Below are 26,203 nucleotides of genomic sequence, written 5' to 3'. Positions count from 1 at the left end.
AGTTCAATGTCTTATGATGTGGTTGTCATTGGTACCGGCCCCGGCGGCTATGTTGCTGCAATCAAGGCGGCACAGCTTGGCCTATCGGTCGCTGTCGTGGAAAAGCGCAAGACCTTTGGCGGCACCTGTCTCAATGTTGGCTGCATTCCTTCCAAGGCGCTGCTGCATGCATCTGAAGTTTTTGCGGAAGCCGGACATTCATTTGATGCGCTCGGCGTTGAAATCAGCAAGCCGAAGCTCAATCTCGAAAAGATGATGGCGCATAAGGATGCGACCGTTAAGTCGAACACATCGGGCGTCGAATTCCTGTTCAAGAAGAACAAGATCACTGCTTTCATCGGCACCGGCAAGATCGTTGCCAAGGGTAAGGTTTCTGTAACTGCCGAAGACGGCAGCGTTCAGGAAATTGAAGCGAAAAACATTATCATCGCAACCGGTTCGGATGTTGCTGGCATTCCTGGGGTTAAGGTCGATATTGACGAGAAGGTTATTCTCTCTTCGACCGGCGCAATCGCGCTCGACAAGGTTCCTGAGCATCTCGTCGTTGTTGGCGGCGGTGTGATCGGTCTGGAACTTGGTTCTGTGTGGGCGCGTCTCGGCGCGAAAGTGACTGTTGTCGAATATCTCGACAAGGTGCTCGGCGCGATGGACGGTGAAGTGTCCAAGCAGTTCCAGCGCCTGCTGGAAAAGCAGGGCATTGCGTTTAAGCTCAGCGCAAAGGTAACCGGTGTTGAAAAGTCGGCTAAGGGCGCGAAAGTGACCTTTGAGCCGGTTAAGGGTGGCGACGCAGAAACCATCGAAACCGATGCAGTTCTGATTTCGACGGGGCGTCGTCCTTACACCGATGGTCTGGGTCTTCAGGAAGCTGGCGTGAGTGTCGATGATCGCGGTCGCGTGGCCATTGATGGCCACTGGCGTACCAATATCGAAGGCATTTATGCGATTGGCGACGTGGTTCAGGGTCCGATGCTGGCGCATAAGGCGGAAGATGAAGGCATTGCGGTTGCTGAAATCATCGCTGGTCAGGCCGGACACGTAAACTTCGACGTCATTCCAAGCGTTGTTTACACGCAGCCGGAAGTGGCTTCCGTTGGCAAGACCGAAGAAGAACTAAAAGCCGCTGGTGTTGAATATAAGATCGGCAAGTTCCCGTTCACGGCAAATGGTCGTGCACGCGCCATGCAGCATACAGACGGCTTCGTGAAGATCCTTGCCGACAAGGCCACCGATCGCGTTCTGGGTGCTCATATCCTCGGCTATAATGCCGGTGAAATGATTCACGAACTGGCTGTGCTGATGGAATTTGGTGGTTCGTCCGAAGATCTGGCACGCACCTGCCATGCGCATCCAACCATGTCGGAAGCGGTGCGTGAATCGGCCTTGGCAACTTTTGCCAAGCCAATTCACATGTAAGATCTGGTTTCTACTAAAAAATCAAAGGCCCGCTTAGGCGGGCCTTTTTCGTATGATTAGTTCTGTGCGGGTGGTGTTGTGGGCGGTGCCGCAGATGGCATTGTTGTTTCGCTCTGTGTCGCAGGTGGAGGCGGCGCTGACGTATCGCTGGTTCCGCTTCTGTAAAAGAAGAAACCCATAATAAGGATTGCGATGAGCAAAATGACGGCAAGCACAAGGCCGCTACTTCCTTTTGGCTGTGGAGGCCGTCCAGCCGGGTTTGCAAGCGGGTCCGTCTGACGTGGATTGTTTAATGGATCATTGCTGGGATTGAGTGGGTCAACCATTTGCGCTCCTCCTTTTGGTCGTGACCATTGGAAGATTGAACGCGAGCACGCTGCAATTGTTCCGGATTACATTGCGGTGATGGTGTAGCCCTGCGCACGCAGGAGTTCGATCAGCCCTTCTTTTCCGGGAAGGTGCAATGCACCAAGAGCAACAAAAGCCCCGCCATTCGCAAGAATTGGGGCTGCACGTTTTGCCATGATATGATTGCGGTCTGTGAGCAAAACTTTCTGGAAAAGATCGTAGTCTTCCTCTGACAGACTGTCCGGCACGATTTTTCGCAATGCGGGCATAATCATCCCGATTTCACCCTGAAGATAGAGCGCAATCGTGGTTTCCATGGCATCTTCGATGTTATCGCCATATTGCGCGGCAGATATCAGATTGCGAATATGAAAATCGAGCGGAAGCCGGTTCATCGCCTCAAGCTGCTCGACCGCGTTTTCAAGGCCGAGAACTGGCCGGCCCTGATCCTGCGCTTCTGTGATCAAGTATTCATCGAGGAAGTCTGCACCGTCGAGTTTTCTCTGTCTTTCGCATTTGGGAAGCGCCAGCAGACTTGTGATGATCCACGGTTTCATCTTGCTAACGGCACCAAGAATGATGCCGCGCGCTTCCAGTTTCTTATCGATTTCTTTAAGCTGGTCCTGTGGCAGATGCGATTGCAGCGTGGAGCCATCGGTGAACTGGATCAGTTCCGGCTGTTCAAGTTTAACCCGCAGAAACGCTTTCGGATCGGTAATATCTGTGGCCTCGACGACAATCCTGTCCGCATCATTATAGGCTTTCGTTACGGCCTCGGGCAGGGCTATCACACGCGGATCGCTCAGATGAATGGTTCCAAACAAATAGGATGGCTTTAGCCCATCCTTTTTGATTTTCCAAAAGATGCCCTTGTGATTGGGCATTTTGATCGCTTCATTCTGAAGCTCGGACCAGAGTTTTGGGTCTTTTTTGTCCAGACCATCAATCAGATTGACGCCGTGTGGAGTACAGGTGACTTCCGAACTTTCAGCCCGGGCGTGGGCGGAACTGACGATGAGGGCGCAGGCAAAAAGAAAGAACAGCTTTTTCATAAGCCGAATATAGGGTGGTTAGCGGCGGATAGCACCCCTGATTAAGCGCGCGGATGCGCTTTGTCGTAAACATCCAGAAGCCTTGCGCTATCGACGCCGGTATAGACCTGCGTGGTTGAGAGGCTTGCGTGGCCAAGCAGTTCCTGAATGGTGCGAAGATCGCCGCCGCGGCCCAGCAGATGCGTTGCGAAGGAATGGCGCAGCGCATGTGGCGTTGCGGTATCAGGAAGGCCGAGACCTGCACGCAGCTTTTGCATTTCGCGCTGGATGATGGCTGCATGAAGTTCGCCGCCTTTGGCCCCTCTGAACAAAGGCTTGTCGGCAGAAAGATCAAACGGGCAGAGTTCCCGATATTGGGCAACAGCGCGATGGACTGCCGGAAGCAGCGGCACCATGCGGGATTTGCTGCCTTTACCCGTGATCGTGATCGAAAGCGCTGACGCGTCACTCAATGCATCACCCGCGAGGCCCAGTGCTTCGGAAATACGAAGACCGCAGCCATAAAGCAATGTCAGAACAGCCGCATTGCGTGCCGCAATCCAAGGCTCTTCCGCCATCTGGCCATCGGCGGCGACAACCTTGCGCGCATCCTCTGCGGTCAAGGGCTTTGGCAGTGATTTTGGCTGACGCGGCGCGCGTATGGCGCTCGCGCCTGCGGCATTGACCAGACCGCGTTTTTCCAGGTGCTTGAGCAGGGAGCGGACGCCAGCAAGACCGCGCCCCAATGTGCGGGCACCGGCACCATCGCTGCGGCGGTTTGCCAGATAGGAGCGCAGATCAGCGACGCGCAGACTGCCAATATCTTTGATGGACGGTGGCTCGCCCAAATGCCCGGTCATGAATTGCAGAAACTGGCGGGTGTCGCGCTCATAGGCTTCCAGCGTATTTTCCGACAGCCGACGCATGTCTTTGAGCGTTTTCAGCCACTCCTCGCGTGCAGCCGCAAGATCCGCGCGGGCAGGGATAAGGAATTCGCTTTTGCTCGTCATGGTCGGGATTCGCTGCTTGAGTAGGGCTTGGTGTAGTTTGCCAGCGATAGGTTGCCGGGCGGTAAAGATACCGCTTTTCGTTTTTCTTGGCGTTTTTAGGGGAAATTGGGTAAGCGATAGAAAATCACCCTTCAAATACGGAAATATTCATGTCGCGCCTAGAAAATCCAATCCAGCTTGCCGTTGTTGGCGCCGCTCATGGCATCCGTGGCGAAGTGAGAGTTAAGACTTATACCGATGATCCGCTCGCTATTGCCGATTATGGCCAGCTTTATGATGCGCAGGGCAAGGCGTATGAAGTGCTTGAAGCGCGTGCGGCCAAGACTGTCGTTGTTGTTCGCTTTAAAGGCGTCAATGACCGCAATGCTGCTGAAGCCTTGAACGGCACCGAGCTTTTCATCGACCGTTCGCAGCTTCATGATGAAGAACTCGATGAAGACGAGTTTTTCCAGACTGATCTGATCGGACTTGAAGCCTTTGATGCTGACGGCAAATCTTACGGTGTTATCAGTGCCCTTTTTGATTTTGGCGGCGGTGATCTGATTGAATTGAGCCTCAAGGGAAAACGTCCGATGCTGATTCCGTTCACGGAAGCGGCTGTGCCGGACATTGATTTTGACAAGGGAACGATTACCGTCGAGCCTTATGCTGCCGGGCTGATTGCTGATGACGATGATAATCCGCTCAACGCGCGTGATAGATCTGAAAAACAACAGAAGCGGCCGAAGAAGTCATGAGTGATTTGCCTGAAACAGATAAGCAGGGATTTCATGCCTCGGTGCTGACCCTTTATCCTGAAATGTTTCCGGGACCGCTGGGTGTATCGCTGGCAGGAAAAGCGCTTACTGATAATACATGGTCGCTTGATACAATTCAGATCCGTGATTTTGCCGAAGGCAAGCATCGCATGGTCGATGACACGCCATCGGGTGGCGGCGCTGGCATGGTCATGAAAGCGGACGTGGTTGCGCGTGCGCTTGATTCTGTTTCTGATGATCGCCCAATGCTGCTGATGAGCCCGCGTGGTGCGCCCTTGACGCAAAAGCGCGTGCGCGAACTGGCCGACGGTCCGGGTGCCATCATTCTCTGCGGTCGTTTTGAAGGCGTCGATGAGCGGGTGATTGAAGCTCGTCAACTCGAAGAGATTTCAATTGGCGATTACATTCTTTCAGGTGGAGAGACGGCGGCGATTGTGTTGCTTGATGCGATTGTCCGGTTGCTTCCGGGTGTAATGGGCAATCAGGAGTCCGGCGAGACGGAAAGTTTTGAGACCGGGCTTCTGGAGCATCCGCATTATACGCGTCCGCAAGTATGGGAAGACCGTGCAATCCCTGATGTACTGACATCGGGCAATCATGGTGCAATAGCGAAATGGCGTCATGCGCAGGCTGAACGAATTACAAAAGAGCGGCGTCCTGATCTCTGGAACACTTATTGCGAGGGCAAACGCAAATGAACCTGATTCAGCGGCTCGAAAGTCTTTCACTCGCGCTGCTGGCGCTGGGTGCTTATTGGGTGAGTGGCGTGAGCTGGTGGCTGTTTGCGATTCTCATCCTCGCGCCTGATCTGTCGTTCTTTGCCTATCTCAAAGGTCCGCGCACGGGCGCTATCATTTACAATATCGCGCATAGCTGGATTGGTGTTGTGCTTGTGGCAGTTCTTGGCTGGGTGATGAGCTGGCCGCTTTGCTTCGCGCTTGCGCTTATCTGGGCGGTTCATATTGGTATTGATCGCGCCCTCGGCTTTGGCCTTAAATATGGAACTGGTTTTCAGGACACGCATCTTGGACGCATTGGCGGTAAGTCGTGAAATCGTCGTCTTGATATTGATTCATTTCACGCAATGGTGTATTGCCGCGCCAGTTCGGGAAAACCCGACGTCTTTTAACTAATAAATGGTGCACCGCTCCTGCCTGATTTATCGGGCATAACCACAGGGCCAAGATGCTTGGTGGTAAGTGCAGAGCGCTCTGGCTGTTTGAGAATAATTCGTAAAGGAGTCAGACGATGACCGACATTATTCGTCAGCTTGAAGCCGAACAGGCAGCAAAGATCGAAGAAAAGCGTAAGCTTCCAGATTTCCAGCCAGGCGACAGCGTTCGCGTTCAGGTTCGCGTTACCGAAGGTACACGTACCCGCGTACAGGCCTATGAAGGCGTTTGCATTGCGCGCTCCGGCGCTGGCATCAATGAAAGCTTCACCGTTCGTAAGATTTCTTACGGCGAAGGCGTAGAGCGCGTATTCCCAGTTTACTCGCCAATCGTAGAAGGTGTTGAACTCGTTCGCCGCGGTAAGGTCCGTCGTGCGAAGCTTTACTACCTTCGTGGCCTCACCGGTAAGGCTGCACGTATTGCTGAGAAGAAAGACAACCGCACCAAGGCAGAACGCGAGGCCGACAAGGCCGCTGCTGCTAAGGCAGAAGCTGCAAAGACTGCTGCTGAATAAGCCAGTTTTCGCAAGAATCTGAAAAAGGCGGTCTCCGGACCGCCTTTTTTATTTGCAAAATCCAAATGCCTGCGTAACATATTGCATAATTCCGCCAATATTGCGCAAGATTGTTACTGCGACACCCTGTTGCGGTTTGTGTTTCTTGACGAAACGCCAAGGCGGGTGCATATGACAGCTCAAATTAAGAACTATTCAAAGGAACTCTCGCAATGAGCGCGCCGCGTACACTTTACGACAAGATTTGGGATGACCATGTAGTGGACCAGCAGGACGATGGTACCTGCCTCCTTTATATTGATCGCCATCTTGTGCACGAAGTGACAAGCCCGCAGGCTTTTGAAGGCTTGCGCATGGCGGGTCGGCAAGTGCGTCACCCTGAGAAGACGCTCGCGGTTGTCGATCATAACGTTCCAACGTCAAAAGACCGCGTAAACGGTATCAATAACGAAGAAAGCCGTATTCAGGTTGAAGCGCTTGCAAAAAATGCGGCCGACTTCAATGTCGAATATTACTCGGAACGGGACCGACGTCAGGGCGTTGTGCACATTGTCGGACCGGAGCAGGGCTTTACGCTGCCGGGCATGACGATTGTTTGTGGTGACAGCCACACGTCAACTCACGGTGCTTTCGGATCGCTGGCACACGGTATCGGCACATCGGAAGTCGAGCATGTTCTCGCGACCCAGACGCTGATCCAGAAAAAAGCCAAGAACATGCTGGTGCGTGTTGAAGGCGAACTGGCTCCGGGCGTTACCGCCAAGGACATCACACTTGCTATCATCGGCGAAATCGGCACCGCAGGTGGCACCGGTTACGTGATCGAATATGCAGGTAGCGCCATTCGCTCTCTTTCGATGGAAGGTCGCATGACCGTCTGCAACATGTCGATTGAGGGTGGTGCCCGCGCCGGACTGATCGCGCCAGACGAAACAACTTTTGCTTATGTCGCCGACAAGCCACGCGCGCCGAAGGGCGAGGCTCTTGAGCAGGCAATCGGTTACTGGAAGACGTTGCATTCGGATGAAGGTGCGCATTTCGACAAGATCGTTGAACTGGATGCTGCTAAAATTTCGCCAGTTGTCTCCTGGGGTTCTTCGCCGGAAGACGTGGTCTTTGTGACCGACATCGTTCCGAATCCAGACGAAATCAAGGACGAAACCAAGCGCGCATCGAAGTGGCGTGCGCTTGATTATATGGATCTGAAGCCGGGCACCAAGATGACCGACATTAAGATCGATCGTGTTTTCATTGGTTCGTGCACGAACGGACGCATTGAAGATCTGCGCGATGCAGCCCGTATGGCTGCTGGCAAGAAAGTTGCTGCAGGTGTCAGCGCCATGATCGTTCCGGGTTCTGGTCTTGTGAAGGAGCAGGCGGAGGCCGAAGGTCTCGACAAGATTTTCATCGAAGCAGGCTTTGACTGGCGTGAGCCGGGCTGCTCAATGTGTCTTGCGATGAATGATGATCGCTTGAAGCCAGGTGAACGTTGTGCGTCGACCTCGAACCGTAATTTTGAAGGCCGTCAGGGCTTCAAGGGCCGCACACATCTTGTGTCGCCAGCGATGGCCGCGGCTGCGGCAATTGCCGGTCATTTCGTCGACATTCGCGACTGGAACTGATTTTTCCAGTCTATGAATCTGAAAGCCGCCGGAGCAATCCGGCGGTCTTTTTGTTTTTTGAAGGGCACGCGATGTATTGATCTAAATTAGATGCTTTTTCACTTTTTTGGTCTAATATAGTTTTTTAAAAGACGCCGTTATTTAGCGTCAGCAAACATATATGCCGGGACGCACGGATGGACGGCGCTGAGTTCATACTTTTGATCAATATGACCGTCTCCGGTCTGTTTGCGCTTACTTTTTTTGGTATTGCGGCCTATGCGCGTGACAATAGTGCGGCACCGGTTTTTGGCATCGGCTTTGTTTTTGCGATGCTCTACTTCCTCACAGAGCTTCTGACGCCGTCAATTCCAAACCCGAAATTCGCCTACATGCTTGGCTTTAGTATGTATTTTCTCACGATGGCATTTCTCGTGATTGGCCTTGCACGGATGTATTCGTTGCCCGTGCCATGGCTACCGCTGGGTATTCTTTCTGCCGCCTCCCTGCTGTTAATTTATAGTATTTACGATATTGCGCGCAGTGAAATGCTGGGTCGTATTCTCTATCAATTGCCGTATTTTTTAATCCTCATGCTTGCAGTCTGGATTGTGATTCATAGCCGAACAAGCAGTAGAGCTCGTACAAGGCCTTTTGGCCGTGCCTGGGGTGCTCTTGATGGCTTGATGGCGGGCTTGTTTACGGTGAGTGCAATTCATTTTCTGATCAAGCCTGTGCTGGCCAATCTGGTTGGTGGGGCTGGTGCATCGCCTGATGATTATATTCGCACGGACTATGCGCTTTTGGTCCAGTCGATTGGTGCAGGGCTTTCGGTCGCTGGAGGTTTGCTGCTGCTTTTAAGCCTCATGGGAGAGCTGATTTCCGATGTGACGCTGCGTTCGGAGACTGATCAGCTTTCGGGATTGCTCAATCGGCGTGGTTTCGAATTTAGAGCCGAAGCCGCCATCGAAAAATCCAAACGGATGCGGCAGGCACTGTCGCTGATCGTCTGCGACATTGATTACTTTAAACTCATCAACGATACGCACGGACATGCTCTGGGTGACCGGGTGATCGCGGTATTTGCTGATGAGTTACGCCGCACGGCAGCAGCGAAGGGTGGCATTGCGGCACGTATGGGGGGCGAGGAGTTTGCTGTGCTGTTGCCCGGTCATACGATCCAGTCAGCATGGCGTTTTGCGGAGCGTGCGCGGTTGTCTTGTGCCGATATTTCCCTGCCCACCTCCGGTGGTGAAGTTACATTCACGGTCAGTTTCGGTGTGACTGAGATGGAGTTTGATGACTTTTTCTCTGATGTCTACAAACGCGCTGATGCAGCACTTTATGAGGCCAAGAAGAATGGCCGTAATTGCGTCCGCACGGCTTTACCTATGATGCTTGATGACAATGTTGTCGAATTGCGTGGCACCAACAGAGCCCGATAAAACACGTTGAATTATACGGATATGCTTTACCTATGGGCGGGCTGTTGTCTACAATCGCCGCACTCCCGTTTTTGGGGATGCGTTTGGAGGAAAGGACTGAAATGACCACAGATCATGCCGTCGATATTGCACTTTTGCATTTGCGTGATGCTCATGAGTTCTCGCCTCTGCTTGCAAGCTATGCGCAGGCATTGAAACGCGGTGCGCCACGTCGACCGGATGATTTTTATGCCGAGCATCTGTTGCAGGATCGTGCGACCGAAATCCTTGGTGCGCGCGTTGATGGCGATCTTGTTGGTTTTGTCATTTTCTTTGATCTGCCGGAGCCGGTTTCCGGCCTGCGTGCAGGGCAGGTGGATCACATTTACGTTCATCATGATCATCGTGGCAAAGGCATTGCGAAAGCGCTGATTGATGTTCTGGCTGACAAGGCCGAAGAGCGCAGCTGGTCAAAGCTTGTGCTCAATGCGCCGCGCGTTCCGGAAGATGGTCGCAAGCTCTATGAACAGGTCGCTACGGCCGCTGACTGGTCCAGCTATGTGATTCGCTTCGGGAGCTGAGTTTCATTGGTAAAAGTGGATGAAATTACACATGTTTTGCCAAATACGGGGCTTCAATCGTTTGAATTCCTAAATCACGTGAAAGTGTCGTCCAGGTGCGACCAATTGTTAGTCTTTTCGTGAAAAAGCTTCTTTGACGTGGTGGTAAAAGCGCAGTAGAAAGCGCCACATAGGGTCGTTCGACACGATCAAGCCATATTTTCTGGGTCGTGCTGGCGCAGGATCGAACAATTCTGTTTCCTTGCGCTGCGAACGACATCGAACTGGGCTTTTTACAAGCCCACATCTGCTTCGTCATGCCAAACAAAGTTGGTCAGTGATGAGGCGGGTGGAAACGTCAGGGAAGCCCACGAGAGCCATGACACAACCGACTGTTACGCGTCAGCGTCCTTTGTCGCCACATCTGTCGATTTATCGACCGAAGATTACGATGACGATGTCGATCATCCATCGTATCACCGGTGTTGCGCTTTATTTCGGAACCGTTCTTCTCGCTGCTTGGCTGATTGCCGCTGCCATCGGTGAAGACGCTTTTAACACTGTGAGCTGGGTCTACAATTCGTGGATCGGCTACATTGTTCTGTTTGGCTACACCTGGGCGTTGCTGCACCATCTGGCTGGTGGCGTGCGCCATTTCATCTGGGACATGGGTGCCGGACTTGAAAAGCACACAGCCAGCAAGATTGCCTGGGCAACGCTTGCCTTCTCATTGCCTGTAACAATCCTTGTCTGGGTTGTTGCTTTAGCAGTGCGCTGAAAGGAGTTCTGACATGAACGATATGCGTACACCTCTCGGCAAGGTTCGCGGTCTGGGGTCTGCCAAGGAAGGCACGGGCCACTTCTGGTTTCAGCGGATGAGCGCCTTGGCGCTCGTTCCGCTGGTTCTGTTTTTCGTTGGTCTCGTCATTTCGCTGCAAGGCGCAAGCTATGCGGAAGTGAAAGCCGTTCTGGCGCATCCTTTCACCGCTCTGGTGATGGCGCTGTTCGTGTTGACCGGCGTTTACCACATGCGTCTTGGCATGCAGGTTGTTATTGAAGATTACATTCACAGCGAAGGCCTGAAGGTTCTGCTGGTCATGCTCAACACCTTTTTCACGGTGGTTGTAGGCGTGGTTTGCGTTTACGCGATCCTCAAGCTGAGCTTCGGAGGTTGATAGCCCGATGGCTAGTGCACAAAACAATGCAGCTGGTGCTGCGGGCGAAAAGAACTACACATTCGTTGATCACAAATTTGATGTTGTCGTGGTGGGTGCCGGTGGTGCCGGTCTGCGCGCAACACTTGGTATGGCCGAACAGGGGCTGAAGACAGCCTGTATCACCAAAGTTTTCCCGACGCGCTCCCATACGGTTGCAGCGCAGGGTGGAATTGCGGCATCGCTCAAAAACATGGGCCCGGACAGCTGGCAGTGGCATATGTACGATACCGTTAAGGGATCGGACTGGCTGGGTGACACCGACGCGATGGAATATCTGGCGCGTGAGGCTCCTGCTGCGGTTTACGAGCTTGAACATTACGGTGTGCCGTTCTCGCGTACCGAAGAGGGCAAGATTTATCAGCGCCCGTTCGGTGGCCACATGCAGAACTTTGGTGATGGCCCTCCGGTTCAGCGCACCTGTGCTGCTGCCGACCGTACCGGCCACGCGATCCTGCACACGCTTTACGGCCAGTCGCTGAAAAACAATGCGCAGTTCTTCATCGAATATTTTGCGCTTGATCTGATCATGACCGACGGTGTGTGCACCGGCGTTGTGGCCTGGAACCTTGATGACGGCACGATCCATCGCTTTTCTGCCAAGATGGTGGTTCTGGCGACGGGTGGCTATGGCCGTTCGTACTTCTCTGCAACCTCCGCGCATACATGCACCGGCGACGGTGGCGGTATGGCGGCACGCGCGGGCCTTCCGCTTCAGGATATGGAATTTGTTCAGTTCCATCCGACCGGCATTTACGGCGCAGGCTGCCTGATTACCGAAGGCGCACGCGGCGAAGGCGGTTATCTCGTCAATTCCGAAGGCGAGCGCTTTATGGAGCGTTATGCACCTTCTGCCAAGGACCTGGCCTCACGTGACGTCGTTTCGCGCTGCATGACTATGGAAATCCGCGCTGGTCGCGGCGTCGGCAAGAACAAAGACCACATCTACCTGCATCTCGACCATCTTGATCCGGCTGTTCTGCATGAACGTCTGCCCGGTATTTCCGAGTCGGCCAAGATTTTCGCAGGCGTTGATGTGACCAAGGAACCGATCCCGGTTCTGCCGACCGTTCACTACAATATGGGCGGTATTCCAACCAATTATTGGGGCGAAGTGCTCAACCCGACCAAGGAAGATCCGGACCGCGTTCAGCCGGGCCTGATGGCTGTGGGTGAAGCTGGTTGCGCATCGGTCCATGGTGCAAACCGTCTCGGCTCCAACTCGCTGATCGATCTTGTTGTGTTTGGCCGTGCGGCGGCTATCCGCGCTGGCGAAGTTATTGATCGTTCTGCAAAGATCCCGGACATCAACGAAGCTGCGTGCGACAAGATCATGGAACGTTTCCATCGTCTTCGTTATGCGAACGGCAATACGCCAACCGCAGAACTGCGCGAAAAGATGCAGCGCACGATGCAGGAAGATGCCGCCGTGTTCCGGACGTCAGAATCGCTCAAGCAGGGCGTGGCGCGTATGGCGGAAATCTGGAAAGAATTGCCTGATCTTAAGGTGTCTGACCGCTCAATGATCTGGAATTCCGATCTGGTTGAAACGCTGGAACTGGAAAACCTGATGGCAAACGCCATGGTGACAGTTGTTTCGGCTGAAGCTCGACAGGAAAGCCGTGGCGCACATGCGCATGAGGATTTTCCGGATCGTAATGACGCCGAATGGCGTAAACACACCCTGTCCTGGCTGTCGCCAAATGGCGACGTGAAGCTTGATTATCGCCCTGTCCATCTCGATCCGCTGACGACCGAGGAAGAAGGCGGTATCAGTCTGGCCAAAATCGCGCCGAAAAAGCGCGTTTACTAATCGAGGGAATGAGCAATGGTTGAACTCGCACTTCCCAAGAATTCCCGTATGCAGGAAGGCAAGACCTGGCCGCGTCCAGATGGAGCCAAGAATGTAACGGAGTTCCGCATTTATCGTTGGTCGCCGGATGACGACGCAAATCCGAGCATCGATACCTATTATATCGACCGCGACGATTGCGGCCCGATGGTGCTCGACGGTCTTCTCTATATCAAGAACAAGATTGATCCGACGCTGACGCTGCGCCGTTCATGCCGTGAAGGCATTTGCGGTTCCTGCGCGATGAATATCGACGGCGCGAACACGCTTGCCTGCACTAAGGGCATGGACGAAATCAAGGGTTCTATCAAGGTTTACCCGCTGCCGCATATGCCGGTTGTGAAGGATCTTGTGCCTGATCTCAGCAACTTCTATGCGCAGCACCGTTCGATTGAGCCATGGCTCAAGACGGTTTCTCCAGAGCCACAGAAGGAATGGTTGCAGAGCCACGAAGATCGCCAGAAGCTCGATGGTCTTTACGAGTGCATTCTTTGCGCCTGCTGCTCGACCTCGTGCCCAAGCTACTGGTGGAACGGCGACCGTTATCTCGGACCGGCTGTGCTGCTTCAGGCCTATCGCTGGCTGATTGACAGCCGCGATGAAGCCAAGGGCGAACGTCTCGATAATCTCGAAGATCCGTTCCGTCTCTATCGCTGCCATACGATCATGAACTGCGCGCAGACTTGCCCGAAGGGTCTTAACCCTGCCAAGGCGATTGCCGAAATCAAGAAAATGATGGTTGAGCGCCGCGTGTAATCGCGGCAATCGCCTTTTTGTTTCCCTTTCGGCCTGTGGCCTCAACGCCTCTTGTACCGAAATTAAGAAAATGATGGTTGAGCGCCGCGTGTAATCGCGGCAATCGCCTTTTTGTTTCCCTTTCGGCCTGTGGCCTCAACGCCTCTTGTACCGAAATTAAGAAAACGATGGTTGAGCGCCGCGTGTAATCGCGGCAGTCAAATGAAGAATTAAAGGGAGGTTTTACCTCCCTTTTCTTTTGCCGACGATCTGGCTGATACTTGATTTTTTCGTGTTGCCCATATCTGATCAGAAAGCAGAAGTTTACTCCTCGTTTGAAGGTTTCATCATGCTTGATCATATCGGTTTCAATATTTCCAGCATGCCCAAGTCCAGTGCATTCTACGATGCCGCGCTAAAACCACTTGGTATTTCGCGTGCGATGGAATTTGGTGACTGGGTTGGCTATGGCCGCAACGGTAAGCCGGAGTTTTGGATTGGCAAGCAGAAGGGTTCAAAGCTGGAGGGCGTTTTGCATGTGGCCTTTTCAGCGGGAACCCGGTCTGAAGTCGACCGCTTTTACGAGGCGGCTATCGCGGCTGGTGGGCGCGATAATGGTAAACCCGGAATCCGAGAACATTATCACCCCGATTATTATGCGGCTTTCGTCACCGATCCCGACGGCCATAACATCGAAGCCGTCTGTCATCTGCCAGAATGAAAAAGCGGGCAATGCCCGCTTCTATTTTATGATACCAGTTTGGCGTCCAGCGTAACTTCTATGGCACCAAGTGCTTTAGAAAGCGGGCATGTCTTTTCCGCTGTTTCAGCGAGCTTCTGAAAATCGTCGTTTGATATGCCGGGAATGGTTGCATTCAGCGTCAAAGCACTGCGCGTAATCTCAAAGCCACCACCAGAGGCAGGAACCACTGTGACCGCCGCTGTTGCTTCAAGCTTTTCAGCCGGCGTGCCATTTTTTGTCAGAAGTGCTGAGAGGTTCATAGCAAAGCAGCCTGCATGCGCTGCACCAAGCAATTCTTCCGGATTGGTGCCAGCGCGGCCGCTTTCATCCTCAAAGCGCGCTTTGAAGTCATAAGGCAGATCTTTCAAGGCACCACTCTGTGTATTGAGCGTACCTTTGCCTTCTTTGAGCGTGCCTTTCCAGACGGCTGTTGCTTTTCTATCCATGATGAAACTCCTCTGTTGGGTTTAAAAACCACATAGGGCGCATTCAGATGGGTTCCAGTGTCATCTCTGGCCAATCTTACGGTTTGTATCGTCTGCCCATGCCAGTGAAAGCATGAGGACCATGATTACAATCATGTTGAAGAAGAAGCGATCATAGGGCATCGGAAAATAAACAAACTTTCCAAGAATTCCGATGACCATAGCGAAGATGATACCATTTAGTCGCGGTATATCTGACCGGATCCCAGCTCTCGCCATTGCGATCCATGCGACCAGTGCTATCAGAAGTATTGAGGGCCAGCTTTCGAGATAAAGTGCGAGTATGATACCTCGAATATAGGCTTTGATCAGAAGGACGAGCGAAAAATCCGGATTAAAACCAGCCATAGAGTTTGGCATATTAATGCAAGTGAAATAGAGGTGCGCCCACCACCCCGGATGCCCCGCAGTTTTCTCCATTATTAATCCTGCTGCGATGCACACTGCGAAGGCGATCAGAAGTGGGAGTTTTCGCCAGCCGAACAGGAATGCTGTGATCAATAGGGCGAATATCATGATGATATTATCCGGGCGAACTGTGAAGGAGAGCACGAGTAGCATCGCACCCAGCCAGTCATGTTTACGCAGAATGGCAAAAATGGCAGCGAGGGATAGCGCTGCCATGATGATATCAGGAAACACAGCTGACGATATCGGTCCATAGCCGGCTAGCAAAAGTACGGGGCCCACGATGAGGCCAGCCTGAAGCGATTGATAGCTGGCGAGCAACCACAGCGTGAGAAGCCCAATCGTAATCGAGGCTGCAATACTGATAAGATGGCCGCCGCGCACAAGGCCTGTATAAGGCTCAACCCAGCGCAGCAATTGAATATAGCCAGCCTTGACACGATACATCACCAACAGTGATTTGAAACTGTCGGGGCTCTCCCATTGGGCACTTCGAAAGCCCCCATCGTGTTTCAAGACTTGAAGTTCACCTTCTGATGCCACTTCGGCGACTTGCCGCCATGTTTCCGTATGTAGCTGTTCTGCATCGGGATAACGGTTTTCCAGGGCTGTCGCGATATAGGCGATCATATCCCAATTATTGTCAGGCTTAACGGCTGAATAGATGACGGCGGACGCCATAGCGGTAATGATAGCAATCGCACCCGCTATTTTGGATAGTTTGTGTACGCGTGTGGTTGACCACAAGCTTGCCTGGGCGTGCAGGATCACATCGATCAATCGTTTATTGATATACATGCCCCGAGGCCCCCACGCCTATATTACATTTCGCTTTTTTAGCAGACGTGAAAGCTTTTTCCAGTGGTCGTGCTGAGACTAAATCGCTTCTCCTTGCAGCAGGCGCGGAGTGTCGCCCGAAAGACCAGCCGCCTGTTTAATAAAGAACGACTTGAGGCTCGGAACGCGATCCACAAGACCCAGCCCAATGTCGCGAATGGTGCGCACAGCCGGATTGTCGTTGGAGAAGAGTTTGGTCAGCACGTCTGTGGTGACACCCATCTGTACCGTGTCGAACCGGCGCCATGCCTGATAGCGTTCCAGTGCCGCAAAAGAGCCGATGTCGAGGCCAAGGCGGTCTGTCTCGACGATCACTTCTGCAATCGCTGCAGCATCGCGGAAACCGAGATTGAGACCTTGGCCTGCAATCGGATGAATACGATGGGCTGCATCGCCCACAAGCGCGAAACGCGGTTTTACAAATTCGCGTGCCAGGGTGAGGCCGAGCGGGAAGGCGCGGCGTGGGCCTTCGACTGTGAGTGCGCCAAGGCGATGGCCAAAACGCTGTTCGAGTTCTGTTTCGAAGATGAAGTCATCTTCCCGGATGAGACGCTCCGCATCGGCGGTGCGTTCTGTCCAGACGAGTGAACTGCGATTGCCTCTCAGCGGCAGGATTGCAAATGGACCAGCAGGCAGGAAATGTTCGTCGGCACGGCCTCCATGTGGGCGTTCATGGGAAACATTACAAACAATGCCGGACTGGTCGTAATCCCAGTTAACGGTTTTGATGCCTGCAATATCACGCAGGCGCGATTTCGCTCCATCAGCGGCAATCAGCAAGCGCGTGGAGATTGTTTCGCCATTGGCCAGAGAAACTGTGACGGATTCGGGCAGTGTTTCAAAATTCTCGACACTCATGCCTTCGATAAAGGTGATGCCGAGTTCATCCGCTTTTCTGTGAAGGGCGGTGTTGAGAACGCGGTTTTCCACCATATGCGCAAAGGGTTCGCCGGGATTAACATCACCAGAGAATGTCAGAAAGACTGGACGCACGGGATCAGAGGTGCGGGAGTCTGTGACGACCATTTCGGTAATTGGCTGTGCATCTGTGACAATCTCCTGCCAGCAGCCAAGTTGATCAAGCATGCGCGAGGCTGCAGCGGCAATGGAAGAAGCACGCGGGTCATTTTTCCATGCGCCAGCCGGTGCACCATCAATGACGGTTACGGAAAGATGCGGGGCTGCGGATTTGACAGCAACAGCAGTCACAAGGCCGACATAGCCACCACCTGCAATCACCAGATCGCGTTTGTTGGCTGCATTTTGTGTGGCTTCGGCGGACATAGCTCTTCCTTTCAGATCGTTCTTCGATGAAGCAGATAAGGCTGCGACAGTTTGTGGGAACTTGACAGTTTCCCTTGTGCAAGCCCAAACAGTTCATCAAGAATATGTTCTCTATATAGGGTTTCAGGAGACAGGCTGTCCATGTCCAATAATGAAAAGACCAATCTATCAAAGGCCGAGCAAACGGCTGCCATGCAGCAGCTTCTTGAAACGCTTGATCTTGAAACGCTGGAAGTGGATCTTTTCCGTGGCAACAGCCCGCAAGTGGGCTGGCAGCGGGTTTTTGGCGGACAGGTGATCGGTCAGGCGCTGATTGCAGCCCAGCGCACGGTGGAGGCAGAGCGGCAGGTTCACTCTTTGCATGGCTATTTCGTGCGTCCGGGCGATCCGGCAATCCCGATTATTTATGAAGTTGACCGTATTCGCGATGGTTCGAGCTTCAACACGCGTCGCGTTTTGGCAAAGCAGCACGGTAAGGCGATCTTCACTCTCTCCGCCTCATTTCAGATTGATGAGCCGGGTCTTGATCATCAGATCGAAATGCCGGAGGGCCTGCCGATGCCTGAGCAACTGGTGGGCGATCATGATCTGAAAGACGAATATCTGCATCTGGCTCCGTCGGGTGTGCGCAAATACTGGGAGCAGGAGCGTCCCATCGAGATTAAGCCGGTGTCGCTCAAACACTATTTTTCGCGGGAAAAACTGGCGCCAAGACAGCATGTATGGGTGCGCGCGCGCGGCATCGTGCCGGATGATCGTGCGCTTCAGGCGGCCATTCTTGCCTATCTCTCCGATATGACATTGCTGGACACTTCGCTTCACCCGCATGGACGCACGATTTTTGATCGTGATCTGCAGGTGGCGAGCCTTGATCATGCGATGTGGTTCCATCGCCCATGCAGGCTTGATGACTGGCTTTTATACACGCAGGATACCCCAAGCGCCTCCGGCGCACGTGGATTTAACCGTGGTGCCCTTTACACCCGCGATGGCTTGTTAATCGCGTCGGTTGCGCAGGAAGGGCTTATTCGTGTGCATGAAAAAGCCAAATGATGATATTTTAATCATCGGCAATGCGCGTGTTTAATTTTTATGCAACGGTCGTTGGCGTAAAATGAACTCTACGGCTAAAAATTGAATCCGATGAATCACTTAAAGCGGTTTTGCCCATCCGGGCGAGACCGCTTTTATTTTCTCATCGAAAGATTTTTCGGTGCTTTCACCTTTTATCGAGTTTACCGAAAAGCCCGCATTTTGGGCGAAAATATAGCGTCCAACTGATAGTTTTGAGACATCATTGAGCATGAGACATCAGAAAAATTGCATTTCTATGGAGTGGTGGTCGATAACTGGCACGATTTTTGTTTCTCTTAGTTCGAACCGGTCTTTTCAGCGCAGACGCGTTTGAAGCCGCCATTCGACGGAGATACTCGATGCTCATAACTGAAAGATTCAAGCAGACGGCATTTGCCACCCTTCCTGCGCTGCTCGTATTAGCGGGAACAGCCTTTGCACAGGATGCAGCCGAAGCGACCCCGAGCCTTGATACGGGCGACACCGCCTGGATGCTGACTTCAACCGCGCTCGTGCTGATGATGACCATTCCTGGTCTCGCACTTTTCTACGGCGGTATGGTTCGCAAGAAAAATGTGCTTTCCACTGTGATGCAGAGCTTCGCCATCACCTGCCTTATGTCGGTCTTGTGGATGTTCTTTGGCTACTCGCTTGCTTTCACCGATGGCGGTTCGATGAACGCTTTCATCGGTGGTTTCGATAAGGCATTCCTGTCGGGCGTGACGATGGAATCGCTCACCGGAACCATTCCTGAATATCTCTTCATCGTGTTTCAGATGACCTTTGCGGTTATCACGCCTGCGCTGATTGCAGGTTCGTTTGCTGAACGAATGAAATTTTCCTCCATGCTCGTTTTCATGGTTCTGTGGCTCTTCATCGTCTATGTGCCGGTGGCGCATTGGGTATGGGGCGGCGGCTTCCTCGGTTCTGACGGTGTTCTCGACTTTGCTGGTGGTACGGTTGTTCACATCAATGCTGGTGTTGCCGGTCTTGTTGCAGCCCTTATCATTGGCAAGCGCGATGGTTACGGCCACATCAACATGGCACCGCACAACCTCGTTCTCTCGGTCATTGGTGCGGCTCTCCTGTGGGTGGGCTGGTTCGGCTTCAACGCTGGTTCGGCTGCTGGTGCCAATTCGCTCGCTGCTGTGGCTATGCTCAACACACAGGTTGCGACCGCTGGTGCAGCGCTTGCCTGGATGTTTGCTGAATGGGCAATCGCCGGTAAGCCAAGCGTTCTTGGCATCATCTCGGGTGCCGTTGCAGGTCTCGTTGCCGTTACGCCTGCCGCTGGTTTCGTCAACCCAACGGGCGCACTGATCATCGGTATCATTGCAGGCCTTATCTGCTACGTGGCAGCGGTTAAGCTCAAGCACGCCCTTGGATACGACGACTCGCTCGATGCCTTCGGTGTACACGGTGTTGGCGGCTTTGTTGGCGCGATCCTGACCGGCTTCTTTGCTGATGTGGCAATCAATGCTGCTGGTGAAGGTGCAACCATGGGCAAGCAGTTCTTCGGTGCGGCAGTTACGATTGTTTACACCGCAGTTGCGACAGCCATCATCCTTTATGTGATCAAGGCCATCATGGGTCTGCGCCCGACAAAGCAGGAAGAAATGGAAGGTCTCGACATCGCGTTGCACGGCGAGTCTGTTCAGTAGAACAGGGTTGTCTCAAGAAGAAAAAGGCGCGGGAAACCGCGCCTTTTTCACGTTCAGCATTATTTGCCTGTGCAGGATGCTGCATGGTTAATGAGGAATTAACCATCGCAAGGCTAGGATCGTCCCGATTCATTGCGCCCAGGGCCATTTAAGCCTGAGGGCAACAAACCATAGTTCGGGACAGGCTTTATGCGGCAAGGATATTCGCCCTCATACCCGCTGCGTGACGAGCGGATTTCGGAAGATAGACTGCGACTGGTCAATATCTTCCGCAGGCAGTTCTATATCCTCTTTGGGTTGGCGCTGCTTTCGCTGGCAGCGATGGCTGTTGGCGCGCTTGCGACATGGAATGTGGCTGATCCCAGCCTCAGCCACGCCACGGATAATCCCGTCACCAACGCGCTTGGCTATCCGGGTGCGGTCTTCTCCGATATTGCCATGCAGTTCTTCGGCCTTGCCAGTGTTCCTGCACTTTTGCCGCTTGCAGTCTGGTCGCTGCTAATGATGACGCGCGGTGGCATTGGCCGGATCGCAAAGCGCAGTATCGCATGGTTTGGCGCGGCTTTGCTGTTTGCAGCCATAGCAAGCTGCTTTGCGGTTCCCGAAAGCTGGCCGATGCCGATTGGTCTTGGCGGTGTTTTCGGTGATCTGGTTCTGCGCATCCCCGGCATCTTTTTAGGTTCCTTCCCGCAAGGCGCAATTGCTTCTGGCATTGCGCTGGTTCTGGCTTTCCCGGCGCTTTGGCTGTGCTTGTTTGCAAGCGGGATCATCGGACGAGGCAACGCCGCGACTGATGGCGCGAGCGAACGCGGCGCATCGGCTGAAGATGACTATTCGGATTATGAAGATGCAGACGATGAAGCACCTTCTGGTGGCCTCTCTGCGTTTGTTGGTTCTCTTACCCACACAATTTACAGCGCAACTGCAACTTTCAAACGTCTGACCGGAATGAACCGCCGCAAGCCGCGCGAAGATGAATATGGCGATATGCGTCAGGTACGCCGCAGTGCGGAAGCGCGTGGCAGTGCCCGCCATGAGCCGGGCTTTGGAGGCGCATCTTCGCAAGAACCGCCATTTGATATGGATGGTGATGGCGATGATATGCCGCTTGCCGGTGAAGAGTGGCACGATGCACCGCCGCAGCGTTCTAAAGCGAGGATCGCTGAACGTGCACCAGCACCAAAGAGCGGTGCGCGCATTCAGCGTGAAGCGCAGTCTTCGTTCCTGAAAGATGGTGGCGCATTTGAAATGCCATCCTTGCATTTCCTTGCTGAACCGAAGCTTGTGCAGCGCGATGCATCGCTGTCCAAGGAAGCGCTCGAACAGAATGCGCGTCTTTTGGAAGGTGTGCTGGAAGATTTCGGCGTGCGCGGCGAGATCATCAATGTGAAGCCGGGGCCTGTTGTTACGCTTTACGAGCTTGAGCCTGCTCCGGGTATCAAATCGTCCCGCGTGATTGGCTTGGCTGACGATATTGCCCGCTCGATGAGCGCGATTGCAGCGCGTGTTGCTGTTGTTCCGGGGCGCAATGTGATCGGCATCGAACTGCCAAACCAGAAGCGCGAAATGGTTTATTTGCGCGAAATGTTGGCGAGCCGTGATTTTGAGCAAACCAAAGCAAAGCTTGCGCTGGCACTCGGCAAAACCATCAATGGTGAGCCGGTCATCGCCGATATCGCAAAAATGCCCCATGTTCTGGTGGCAGGTACGACGGGCTCGGGTAAATCGGTTGCGATCAACACGATGATCCTGTCGCTGGTCTATCGCATGACACCAAAAGAATGCCGCCTGATCATGATTGATCCGAAGATGCTGGAGCTTTCGATTTATGACGGTATTCCGCATCTTCTGACGCCCGTTGTGACCGATCCGAAGAAGGCGGTGGTTGCGCTCAAATGGACTGTGCGGGAGATGGAAGACCGCTATCGCAAAATGTCCAAGGTTGGTGTGCGCAATATCGACGGCTTCAATCAGCGCGTTGGCGAAGCCCAGAAAAAGGGTGAGAACATCGCGCGCACTGTGCAGACCGGCTTTGACCGGAACACGGGCGAAGCGATCTATGAAACCGAACAGCTTGATTTGGAGCCAATGCCATATATCGTCGTGATTATCGACGAAATGGCCGATCTGATGATGGTTGCGGGCAAGGATATCGAAGGCACAGTACAGCGTTTGGCGCAGATGGCGCGTGCGGCAGGTATCCACGTAATCATGGCAACGCAGCGTCCATCGGTCGATGTGATCACGGGTACGATCAAGGCGAATTTCCCGACCCGAATTTCCTTCCAGGTTACTTCTAAGATCGATAGCCGCACCATTCTGGGTGAGCAGGGCGCTGAGCAGCTGCTTGGTCAGGGCGATATGCTGTTCATGGCCGGTGGCGGTCGCATTCAGCGCGTGCATGGTCCATTCGTGGGCGATGACGAGGTTGAGCGTATTGTTCAGCATCTCAAGCTTCAGGGCGTGCCGGAATATCTCGACGCGATCACCGAGGATGAGGAAGAAGACGAAGGTGGCGGTCCGGCTGGAACGTCCAACCTTGAAAACTCCGACGATCCTTATGATCAGGCTGTTGCGGTGGTATTGCGCGATAAGAAGGCTTCAACGTCCTATATCCAGCGTCGCCTGGGCATTGGCTATAATCGTGCGGCTTCAATCATTGAGCGCATGGAAGAAGAAGGCATTGTCGGTCCTGCCAATCATGCGGGTAAGCGCGAGATACTTGTGCCGACAGAAGACGACTATTAATTCTCAGGATCTCATCGGCTTGATGGTTGCCACACTCGTGCCTAACTGCCCGATTATTTTAAGAGAATGATGAAAAAAGAGAGTTTGCTCATGATGATCTCCCGTATTTCGAGCTTTATGAAAGCCAGCCGCTTAGTGGCCGTCCTCGGATTGGGAGCATTGAGTCTTGGTGTTGTGGCTCCGGCTTTGGTGCCGGTGGCAGCCCATGCACAAGGCGCAAGCGGTGCTGCCGCTGCACAGCAGATCGCAGATCATTTCTCATCATTGCGGACGCTGACCGGTGAATTTGTTCAATTCGGCCCCAAGGGTGAACAGACAGGCGGCACATTCTATCTGGAACGTCCGGGCAAGATTCGTTTCAACTATGACAAGTCGCCAATCCGCGTGATTTCCGATGGCAATCAGGTTGTCATCAACAATCGCAAGCTCGACACTTGGGATATGTACGCGCTGAACACAACGCCTTTGCGGATGCTTCTTGCTGACCGGATTGATCTGGGTGGCGGCCGCCTTCAGAGCGTCAAACAAGACCCTGACATGACCACACTGGTGGTTGGTGACAAATCAGCTTTTGGAAACTCAAAAATAACCATGATGTTTGAGCCCAAGACCATGGACCTTAAGCAATGGACCATCACTGACGCGCAGGGGCTCGACACAACGATCATGGTGTTTAATGTTCGCAGTGGCGTTCGCTTTACCGACGACATGTTCAAGATTGACTATCAGCGCATCGCGATGAAGCGCAAGGGCCAGTAAATCTTACGCTCGATATTTGCATTTTTCGGATAAATCGTTAGGTTCGCGGCCATCTTCTGATGGCTGTGAGTCTTATTTCCATGACATTTTCTGTTGCTACCTGGAACATCAATTCCGTTCGCCTGCGTATGCCGCTGGTTGAGCAGTTTTTAAGCGATTATCAGCCGGATGTTCTCTGCCTTCAGGAAACAAAATGTCCCGACGATCAGTTTCCTTCCAAAGGCTTTCGTGCGCTTGGTTATGAGCATATCGCGATCAGTGGCCAGAAGGGCTATCACGGCGTTGCAACGATCTCAAAACGGCCGCTGAGCGACGTTGAAAAGGTCGGTTTTTGCGAAATGGGCGATTGCCGTCATTTAAGCGCGGTCGTCGAAGCAGGCGGCAAAAAACTGCGCATTCACAATTTCTATGTGCCGGCGGGTGGCGATGAGCCGGACCCGGAAATCAATCCAAAATTTGCGCACAAGCTTGGTTTCCTTGAAGAGATGCGCGCGATTGTTGCTGACAGGCAGGATGGCAATTCGTCGATCCTCGTGGGTGATCTCAACATTGCGCCACTGGAAAACGATGTCTGGTCGCATAAGCAATTGTTAAAAATCGTCAGCCATACACCGATCGAGACCACCACACTTGAAGATCTTCGCGTCAAAGGCGGCTGGAGCGATCTGATGCGTCAGGTTGTTCCAGCAGACCAGAAAATCTATACATGGTGGAGCTATCGCGCGAAGGATTGGGATGCAGCCGATCGTGGCCGCAGGCTCGATCACGTTTGGGGTTCTGCTGATCTGGAAGCGCATATGCAAGGCTTGCAAATTCTGCGCGAAGCGCGTGGCTGGGATCGTCCATCCGATCACGTACCAGTGATTGCGACATTCAATCTGGATTAATCGAACGCGCAAGCCTATATAGAGCGAAGTTTAGAAGAGGAGATAAGAGCATGGATCGTTCAGCACTGTTTTCAATGACCAGTGTTTGCAACGTTTCCGGGGTTCTTCATGTCTTCTCTTCTCACGCTACAAGGTATTTCCGCGCTCACGGCTGATGGCCGCACACTCTTTTCCGGTATCAATTTCAGCGTCACTGAAGGCCGTATTGGACTTGTCGGGAGGAATGGTATTGGCAAATCCACCCTTCTGAAAATCATGAGCGGGGCGTTGTTGCCTGCAAGTGGCAATGTTGCGCGCACTGGCCGGATTGGTGTGCTTGCGCAGAATATCGGCAGTGATGGTCAGCAGACTGTAGCCGATCTGTTTGAGGCGGGTGCTGCCTTTGACATGCTTGCGCGTATCGAAGCAGGTGCGGGCACTGATGCTGATTTCGAGCAGGCCGACTGGCTGTTGCCACAGCGCTTTGATGAAGCCTTGCAGCTGTTTGGGCTTTCGCTTGCGCCACAAACCCTGCTTTCAGCATTAAGCGGCGGGCAGCAGACACGGGCAGCACTCGCAGCTTTAATGTTTCAGAAGCCCGATCTTATTCTGCTCGATGAACCCACCAACAATCTTGATCGCGATGGTCGTCAGGCTGTCGCTGACATGCTTGCGAAATGGCAGGGGGCTGCTGTTGTCGTTAGTCATGATCGTGAATTGTTGCGGGGAATGAATGCGATAGCCGAGCTTTCGCAAGGCGCTTTGACGCTTTATGGCGGCAACTGGGATTTCTATCACGAGCGGAAGGAAGCAGAGCGGGAAGGGGCGCAGCGTGATCTTGAGCTTGCGCAGCGCGATGTGAAACAGGTCAGGCTCAAGGCGCAGGAAGCTGCCGAACGGCAGGCAAAAAGCGATGCACGAGGGAAAAAGTCTCGCGCCGATGCGGGCATGAGCAAGCTGCTGCTGGATGCGCGTGCCGATAAGGCGCAAAAGACTGGCGGTCGTGGTGAATTGCTTCCTGAGCGCAATGCAGAGCGCGCGCAAAACCAGTTGCGTGAAGCGCAAGCCAAGGTCGAACGCAATAAGCCAATGCGTTTTGATATTGAGGCTGCGCTTTCGTCTTCCGGGCGTGTGATGCTGGAAATGCTCAATGTTTCTGGCGGGCCAGTACCGGAGCGTCCAGTTATCCGGGACTTCTCGCTGAAAATTGTCGGGCCAGAACGCATTGTCATTCGCGGCGCAAATGGTGCTGGCAAAACCTCGCTGTTGCGATTGATCACGGGCGATTTGCAGCCTGTTTCAGGTGAGGTGAAGCGCTTTGCGTCTATTGCCGTGTTTGATCAGCAGATGAGCTTGATGGATCGAGATGCGACGCTCTATGAGAATTTCCGCAGGTTGAACAAAGGTTCCAGTGATAATGATGCTCATTCGGCTTTGGCGCGCTTCTCATTTCGTGGTGAGAGTGCGTCACGTCTGGCAGGTAGCTTAAGCGGTGGTGAATTGCTGCGTGCAGCGTTGGCGTGTGTGCTTGCAGGAACGCGCAGACCTGAACTGCTTAGTCTGGATGAGCCGACAAATCATCTCGATCTTGATTCAATTCAGGCACTGGAAACAGCACTGAATGATTATGAGGGTGGCCTGCTGCTGGTGAGCCATGATCAGGCATTTCTCGACGCTATAGGTATCGAGCGGGTCATTGAATTATGA

At 53.3% G+C, this 26,203-nt stretch carries 26 protein-coding genes; 19 read left to right on the top strand and 7 right to left on the bottom strand.

The window, feature by feature from the left end; genetic code table 11:
- Positions 1–6 precede the first annotated feature (6 nt).
- Positions 7–1,413: a dihydrolipoyl dehydrogenase gene (gene lpdA, locus RI570_RS05715; protein ID WP_313827431.1), complete on the top strand. Its 1,407-nt coding sequence runs from the start codon at positions 7–9 to the stop codon at positions 1,411–1,413.
- 56 nt (positions 1,414–1,469) lie between these two features.
- Here the strand turns inward: lpdA and RI570_RS05710 are convergent, their stop codons facing one another.
- From RI570_RS05710 to RI570_RS05700, 3 genes are all read right to left on the bottom strand, one after another.
- Positions 1,470–1,739 carry a hypothetical protein gene (locus tag RI570_RS05710; protein WP_313827429.1) on the bottom strand — a complete coding sequence of 90 codons (270 nt, stop codon included), beginning with the start codon at positions 1,737–1,739 and terminating at the stop codon, positions 1,470–1,472.
- Between the two features lie 66 nt (positions 1,740–1,805).
- Positions 1,806–2,813, bottom strand: coding sequence for a TraB/GumN family protein (locus RI570_RS05705; protein ID WP_313827427.1), 1,008 nt, complete (start codon positions 2,811–2,813; stop codon positions 1,806–1,808).
- Between the two features lie 41 nt (positions 2,814–2,854).
- Complete coding sequence (locus RI570_RS05700) at positions 2,855–3,802, bottom strand: tyrosine recombinase XerC (protein ID WP_313827425.1); 948 nt, start codon at positions 3,800–3,802, stop codon at positions 2,855–2,857.
- A 149-nt stretch (positions 3,803–3,951) separates the two neighbouring features.
- Between RI570_RS05700 and rimM the strand changes: the two genes are divergently transcribed.
- The 11 genes from rimM (at position 3,952) to RI570_RS05645 (ending at position 13,653) form a co-directional block, all read left to right on the top strand.
- A complete protein-coding gene (gene rimM, locus RI570_RS05695) occupies positions 3,952–4,539 on the top strand; it encodes a ribosome maturation factor RimM (protein WP_313827424.1) in 588 nt (195 codons plus the stop codon).
- Positions 4,536–5,258 carry a tRNA (guanosine(37)-N1)-methyltransferase TrmD gene (trmD, locus tag RI570_RS05690; protein ID WP_313827423.1) on the top strand — a complete coding sequence of 241 codons (723 nt, stop codon included), beginning with the start codon at positions 4,536–4,538 and terminating at the stop codon, positions 5,256–5,258. Before rimM ends, trmD begins: the two co-directional genes overlap by 4 nt.
- A complete protein-coding gene (locus RI570_RS05685; protein ID WP_313827422.1) occupies positions 5,255–5,611 on the top strand; it encodes a DUF4260 domain-containing protein in 357 nt (118 codons plus the stop codon). The genes trmD and RI570_RS05685 overlap by 4 nt, the downstream gene beginning before the upstream one ends.
- Before the next feature lie 197 nt (positions 5,612–5,808).
- Entirely contained in the window at positions 5,809–6,246 is a 438-nt protein-coding gene (gene rplS, locus RI570_RS05680) for a 50S ribosomal protein L19 (protein WP_310013191.1), read from the top strand.
- Between the two features lie 212 nt (positions 6,247–6,458).
- Positions 6,459–7,868 carry a 3-isopropylmalate dehydratase large subunit gene (gene leuC, locus RI570_RS05675; RefSeq protein ID WP_313827421.1) on the top strand — a complete coding sequence of 470 codons (1,410 nt, stop codon included), beginning with the start codon at positions 6,459–6,461 and terminating at the stop codon, positions 7,866–7,868.
- A 176-nt stretch (positions 7,869–8,044) separates the two neighbouring features.
- A complete protein-coding gene (locus tag RI570_RS05670) occupies positions 8,045–9,292 on the top strand; it encodes a GGDEF domain-containing protein (protein WP_313827420.1) in 1,248 nt (415 codons plus the stop codon).
- A gap of 101 nt (positions 9,293–9,393) precedes the next feature.
- Entirely contained in the window at positions 9,394–9,852 is a 459-nt protein-coding gene (locus RI570_RS05665) for a GNAT family N-acetyltransferase (protein ID WP_313827419.1), read from the top strand.
- 358 nt (positions 9,853–10,210) lie between these two features.
- Positions 10,211–10,609 carry a succinate dehydrogenase, cytochrome b556 subunit gene (sdhC, locus tag RI570_RS05660; RefSeq protein ID WP_313827418.1) on the top strand — a complete coding sequence of 133 codons (399 nt, stop codon included), beginning with the start codon at positions 10,211–10,213 and terminating at the stop codon, positions 10,607–10,609.
- A 13-nt stretch (positions 10,610–10,622) separates the two neighbouring features.
- Entirely contained in the window at positions 10,623–11,006 is a 384-nt protein-coding gene (gene sdhD, locus RI570_RS05655; RefSeq protein ID WP_313827417.1) for a succinate dehydrogenase, hydrophobic membrane anchor protein, read from the top strand.
- A 7-nt stretch (positions 11,007–11,013) separates the two neighbouring features.
- Complete coding sequence (gene sdhA, locus RI570_RS05650) at positions 11,014–12,858, top strand: succinate dehydrogenase flavoprotein subunit (protein ID WP_313827415.1); 1,845 nt, start codon at positions 11,014–11,016, stop codon at positions 12,856–12,858.
- A gap of 15 nt (positions 12,859–12,873) precedes the next feature.
- Positions 12,874–13,653: a succinate dehydrogenase iron-sulfur subunit gene (locus tag RI570_RS05645; protein ID WP_007872174.1), complete on the top strand. Its 780-nt coding sequence runs from the start codon at positions 12,874–12,876 to the stop codon at positions 13,651–13,653.
- Here the strand turns inward: RI570_RS05645 and RI570_RS05640 are convergent.
- Positions 13,622–13,993: a hypothetical protein gene (locus RI570_RS05640; protein ID WP_313827414.1), complete on the bottom strand. Its 372-nt coding sequence runs from the start codon at positions 13,991–13,993 to the stop codon at positions 13,622–13,624. The genes RI570_RS05645 and RI570_RS05640 overlap by 32 nt on opposite strands.
- On the opposite strand from RI570_RS05640, the gene RI570_RS05635 reads away from it, so the two are divergent.
- Positions 13,982–14,353 (top strand): VOC family protein, encoded by a 372-nt coding sequence (locus RI570_RS05635; RefSeq protein WP_313827413.1) that lies wholly within the window; start codon positions 13,982–13,984, stop codon positions 14,351–14,353. The genes RI570_RS05640 and RI570_RS05635 overlap by 12 nt on opposite strands.
- A 26-nt stretch (positions 14,354–14,379) precedes the next feature.
- On the opposite strand, the gene RI570_RS05630 is transcribed toward RI570_RS05635, so the two are convergent.
- The 3 genes from RI570_RS05630 to RI570_RS05620 all read right to left on the bottom strand — a co-directional run bounded on the left by RI570_RS05630 (position 14,380) and on the right by RI570_RS05620 (position 17,388).
- A complete protein-coding gene (locus RI570_RS05630) occupies positions 14,380–14,820 on the bottom strand; it encodes an OsmC family protein (RefSeq protein WP_313827412.1) in 441 nt (146 codons plus the stop codon).
- Positions 14,821–14,880: 60 nt separating this feature from the next.
- Positions 14,881–16,065, bottom strand: coding sequence for a hypothetical protein (locus RI570_RS05625; RefSeq protein WP_313827410.1), 1,185 nt, complete (start codon positions 16,063–16,065; stop codon positions 14,881–14,883).
- A gap of 78 nt (positions 16,066–16,143) precedes the next feature.
- Positions 16,144–17,388, bottom strand: a complete 1,245-nt coding sequence (locus tag RI570_RS05620) for a ubiquinone biosynthesis hydroxylase (protein ID WP_313827409.1) — start codon at positions 17,386–17,388, stop codon at positions 16,144–16,146.
- Positions 17,389–17,529: 141 nt separating this feature from the next.
- Between RI570_RS05620 and tesB the strand changes: the two genes are divergently transcribed.
- From tesB to RI570_RS05590, 6 genes are all read left to right on the top strand, one after another.
- Positions 17,530–18,441: an acyl-CoA thioesterase II gene (gene tesB / locus RI570_RS05615; protein ID WP_313827408.1), complete on the top strand. Its 912-nt coding sequence runs from the start codon at positions 17,530–17,532 to the stop codon at positions 18,439–18,441.
- A 380-nt stretch (positions 18,442–18,821) separates the two neighbouring features.
- On the top strand, positions 18,822–20,123 hold the full coding sequence (locus RI570_RS05610) for an ammonium transporter (RefSeq protein WP_313827407.1): 1,302 nt from the start codon (positions 18,822–18,824) through the stop codon (positions 20,121–20,123).
- 189 nt (positions 20,124–20,312) lie between these two features.
- A complete protein-coding gene (locus tag RI570_RS05605; RefSeq protein WP_313827406.1) occupies positions 20,313–22,871 on the top strand; it encodes a DNA translocase FtsK in 2,559 nt (852 codons plus the stop codon).
- A gap of 90 nt (positions 22,872–22,961) precedes the next feature.
- Positions 22,962–23,630 (top strand): outer membrane lipoprotein carrier protein LolA, encoded by a 669-nt coding sequence (locus RI570_RS05600; protein WP_313827405.1) that lies wholly within the window; start codon positions 22,962–22,964, stop codon positions 23,628–23,630.
- A gap of 80 nt (positions 23,631–23,710) precedes the next feature.
- Positions 23,711–24,517 (top strand): exodeoxyribonuclease III, encoded by an 807-nt coding sequence (locus tag RI570_RS05595; protein ID WP_313828567.1) that lies wholly within the window; start codon positions 23,711–23,713, stop codon positions 24,515–24,517.
- A gap of 108 nt (positions 24,518–24,625) precedes the next feature.
- The gene (locus RI570_RS05590) at positions 24,626–26,203 is read left to right on the top strand and encodes an ABC-F family ATP-binding cassette domain-containing protein (RefSeq protein WP_313827404.1); all 1,578 of its coding nucleotides are present in this window, start codon (positions 24,626–24,628) and stop codon (positions 26,201–26,203) included.

The sequence above is a fragment of the Brucella pseudogrignonensis genome, from assembly GCF_032190615.1.
GTDB classification, from domain to species: Bacteria; Pseudomonadota; Alphaproteobacteria; order Rhizobiales; family Rhizobiaceae; genus Brucella; species Brucella pseudogrignonensis_B.
This window is presented reverse-complemented; position numbering and strand designations above follow the sequence as displayed.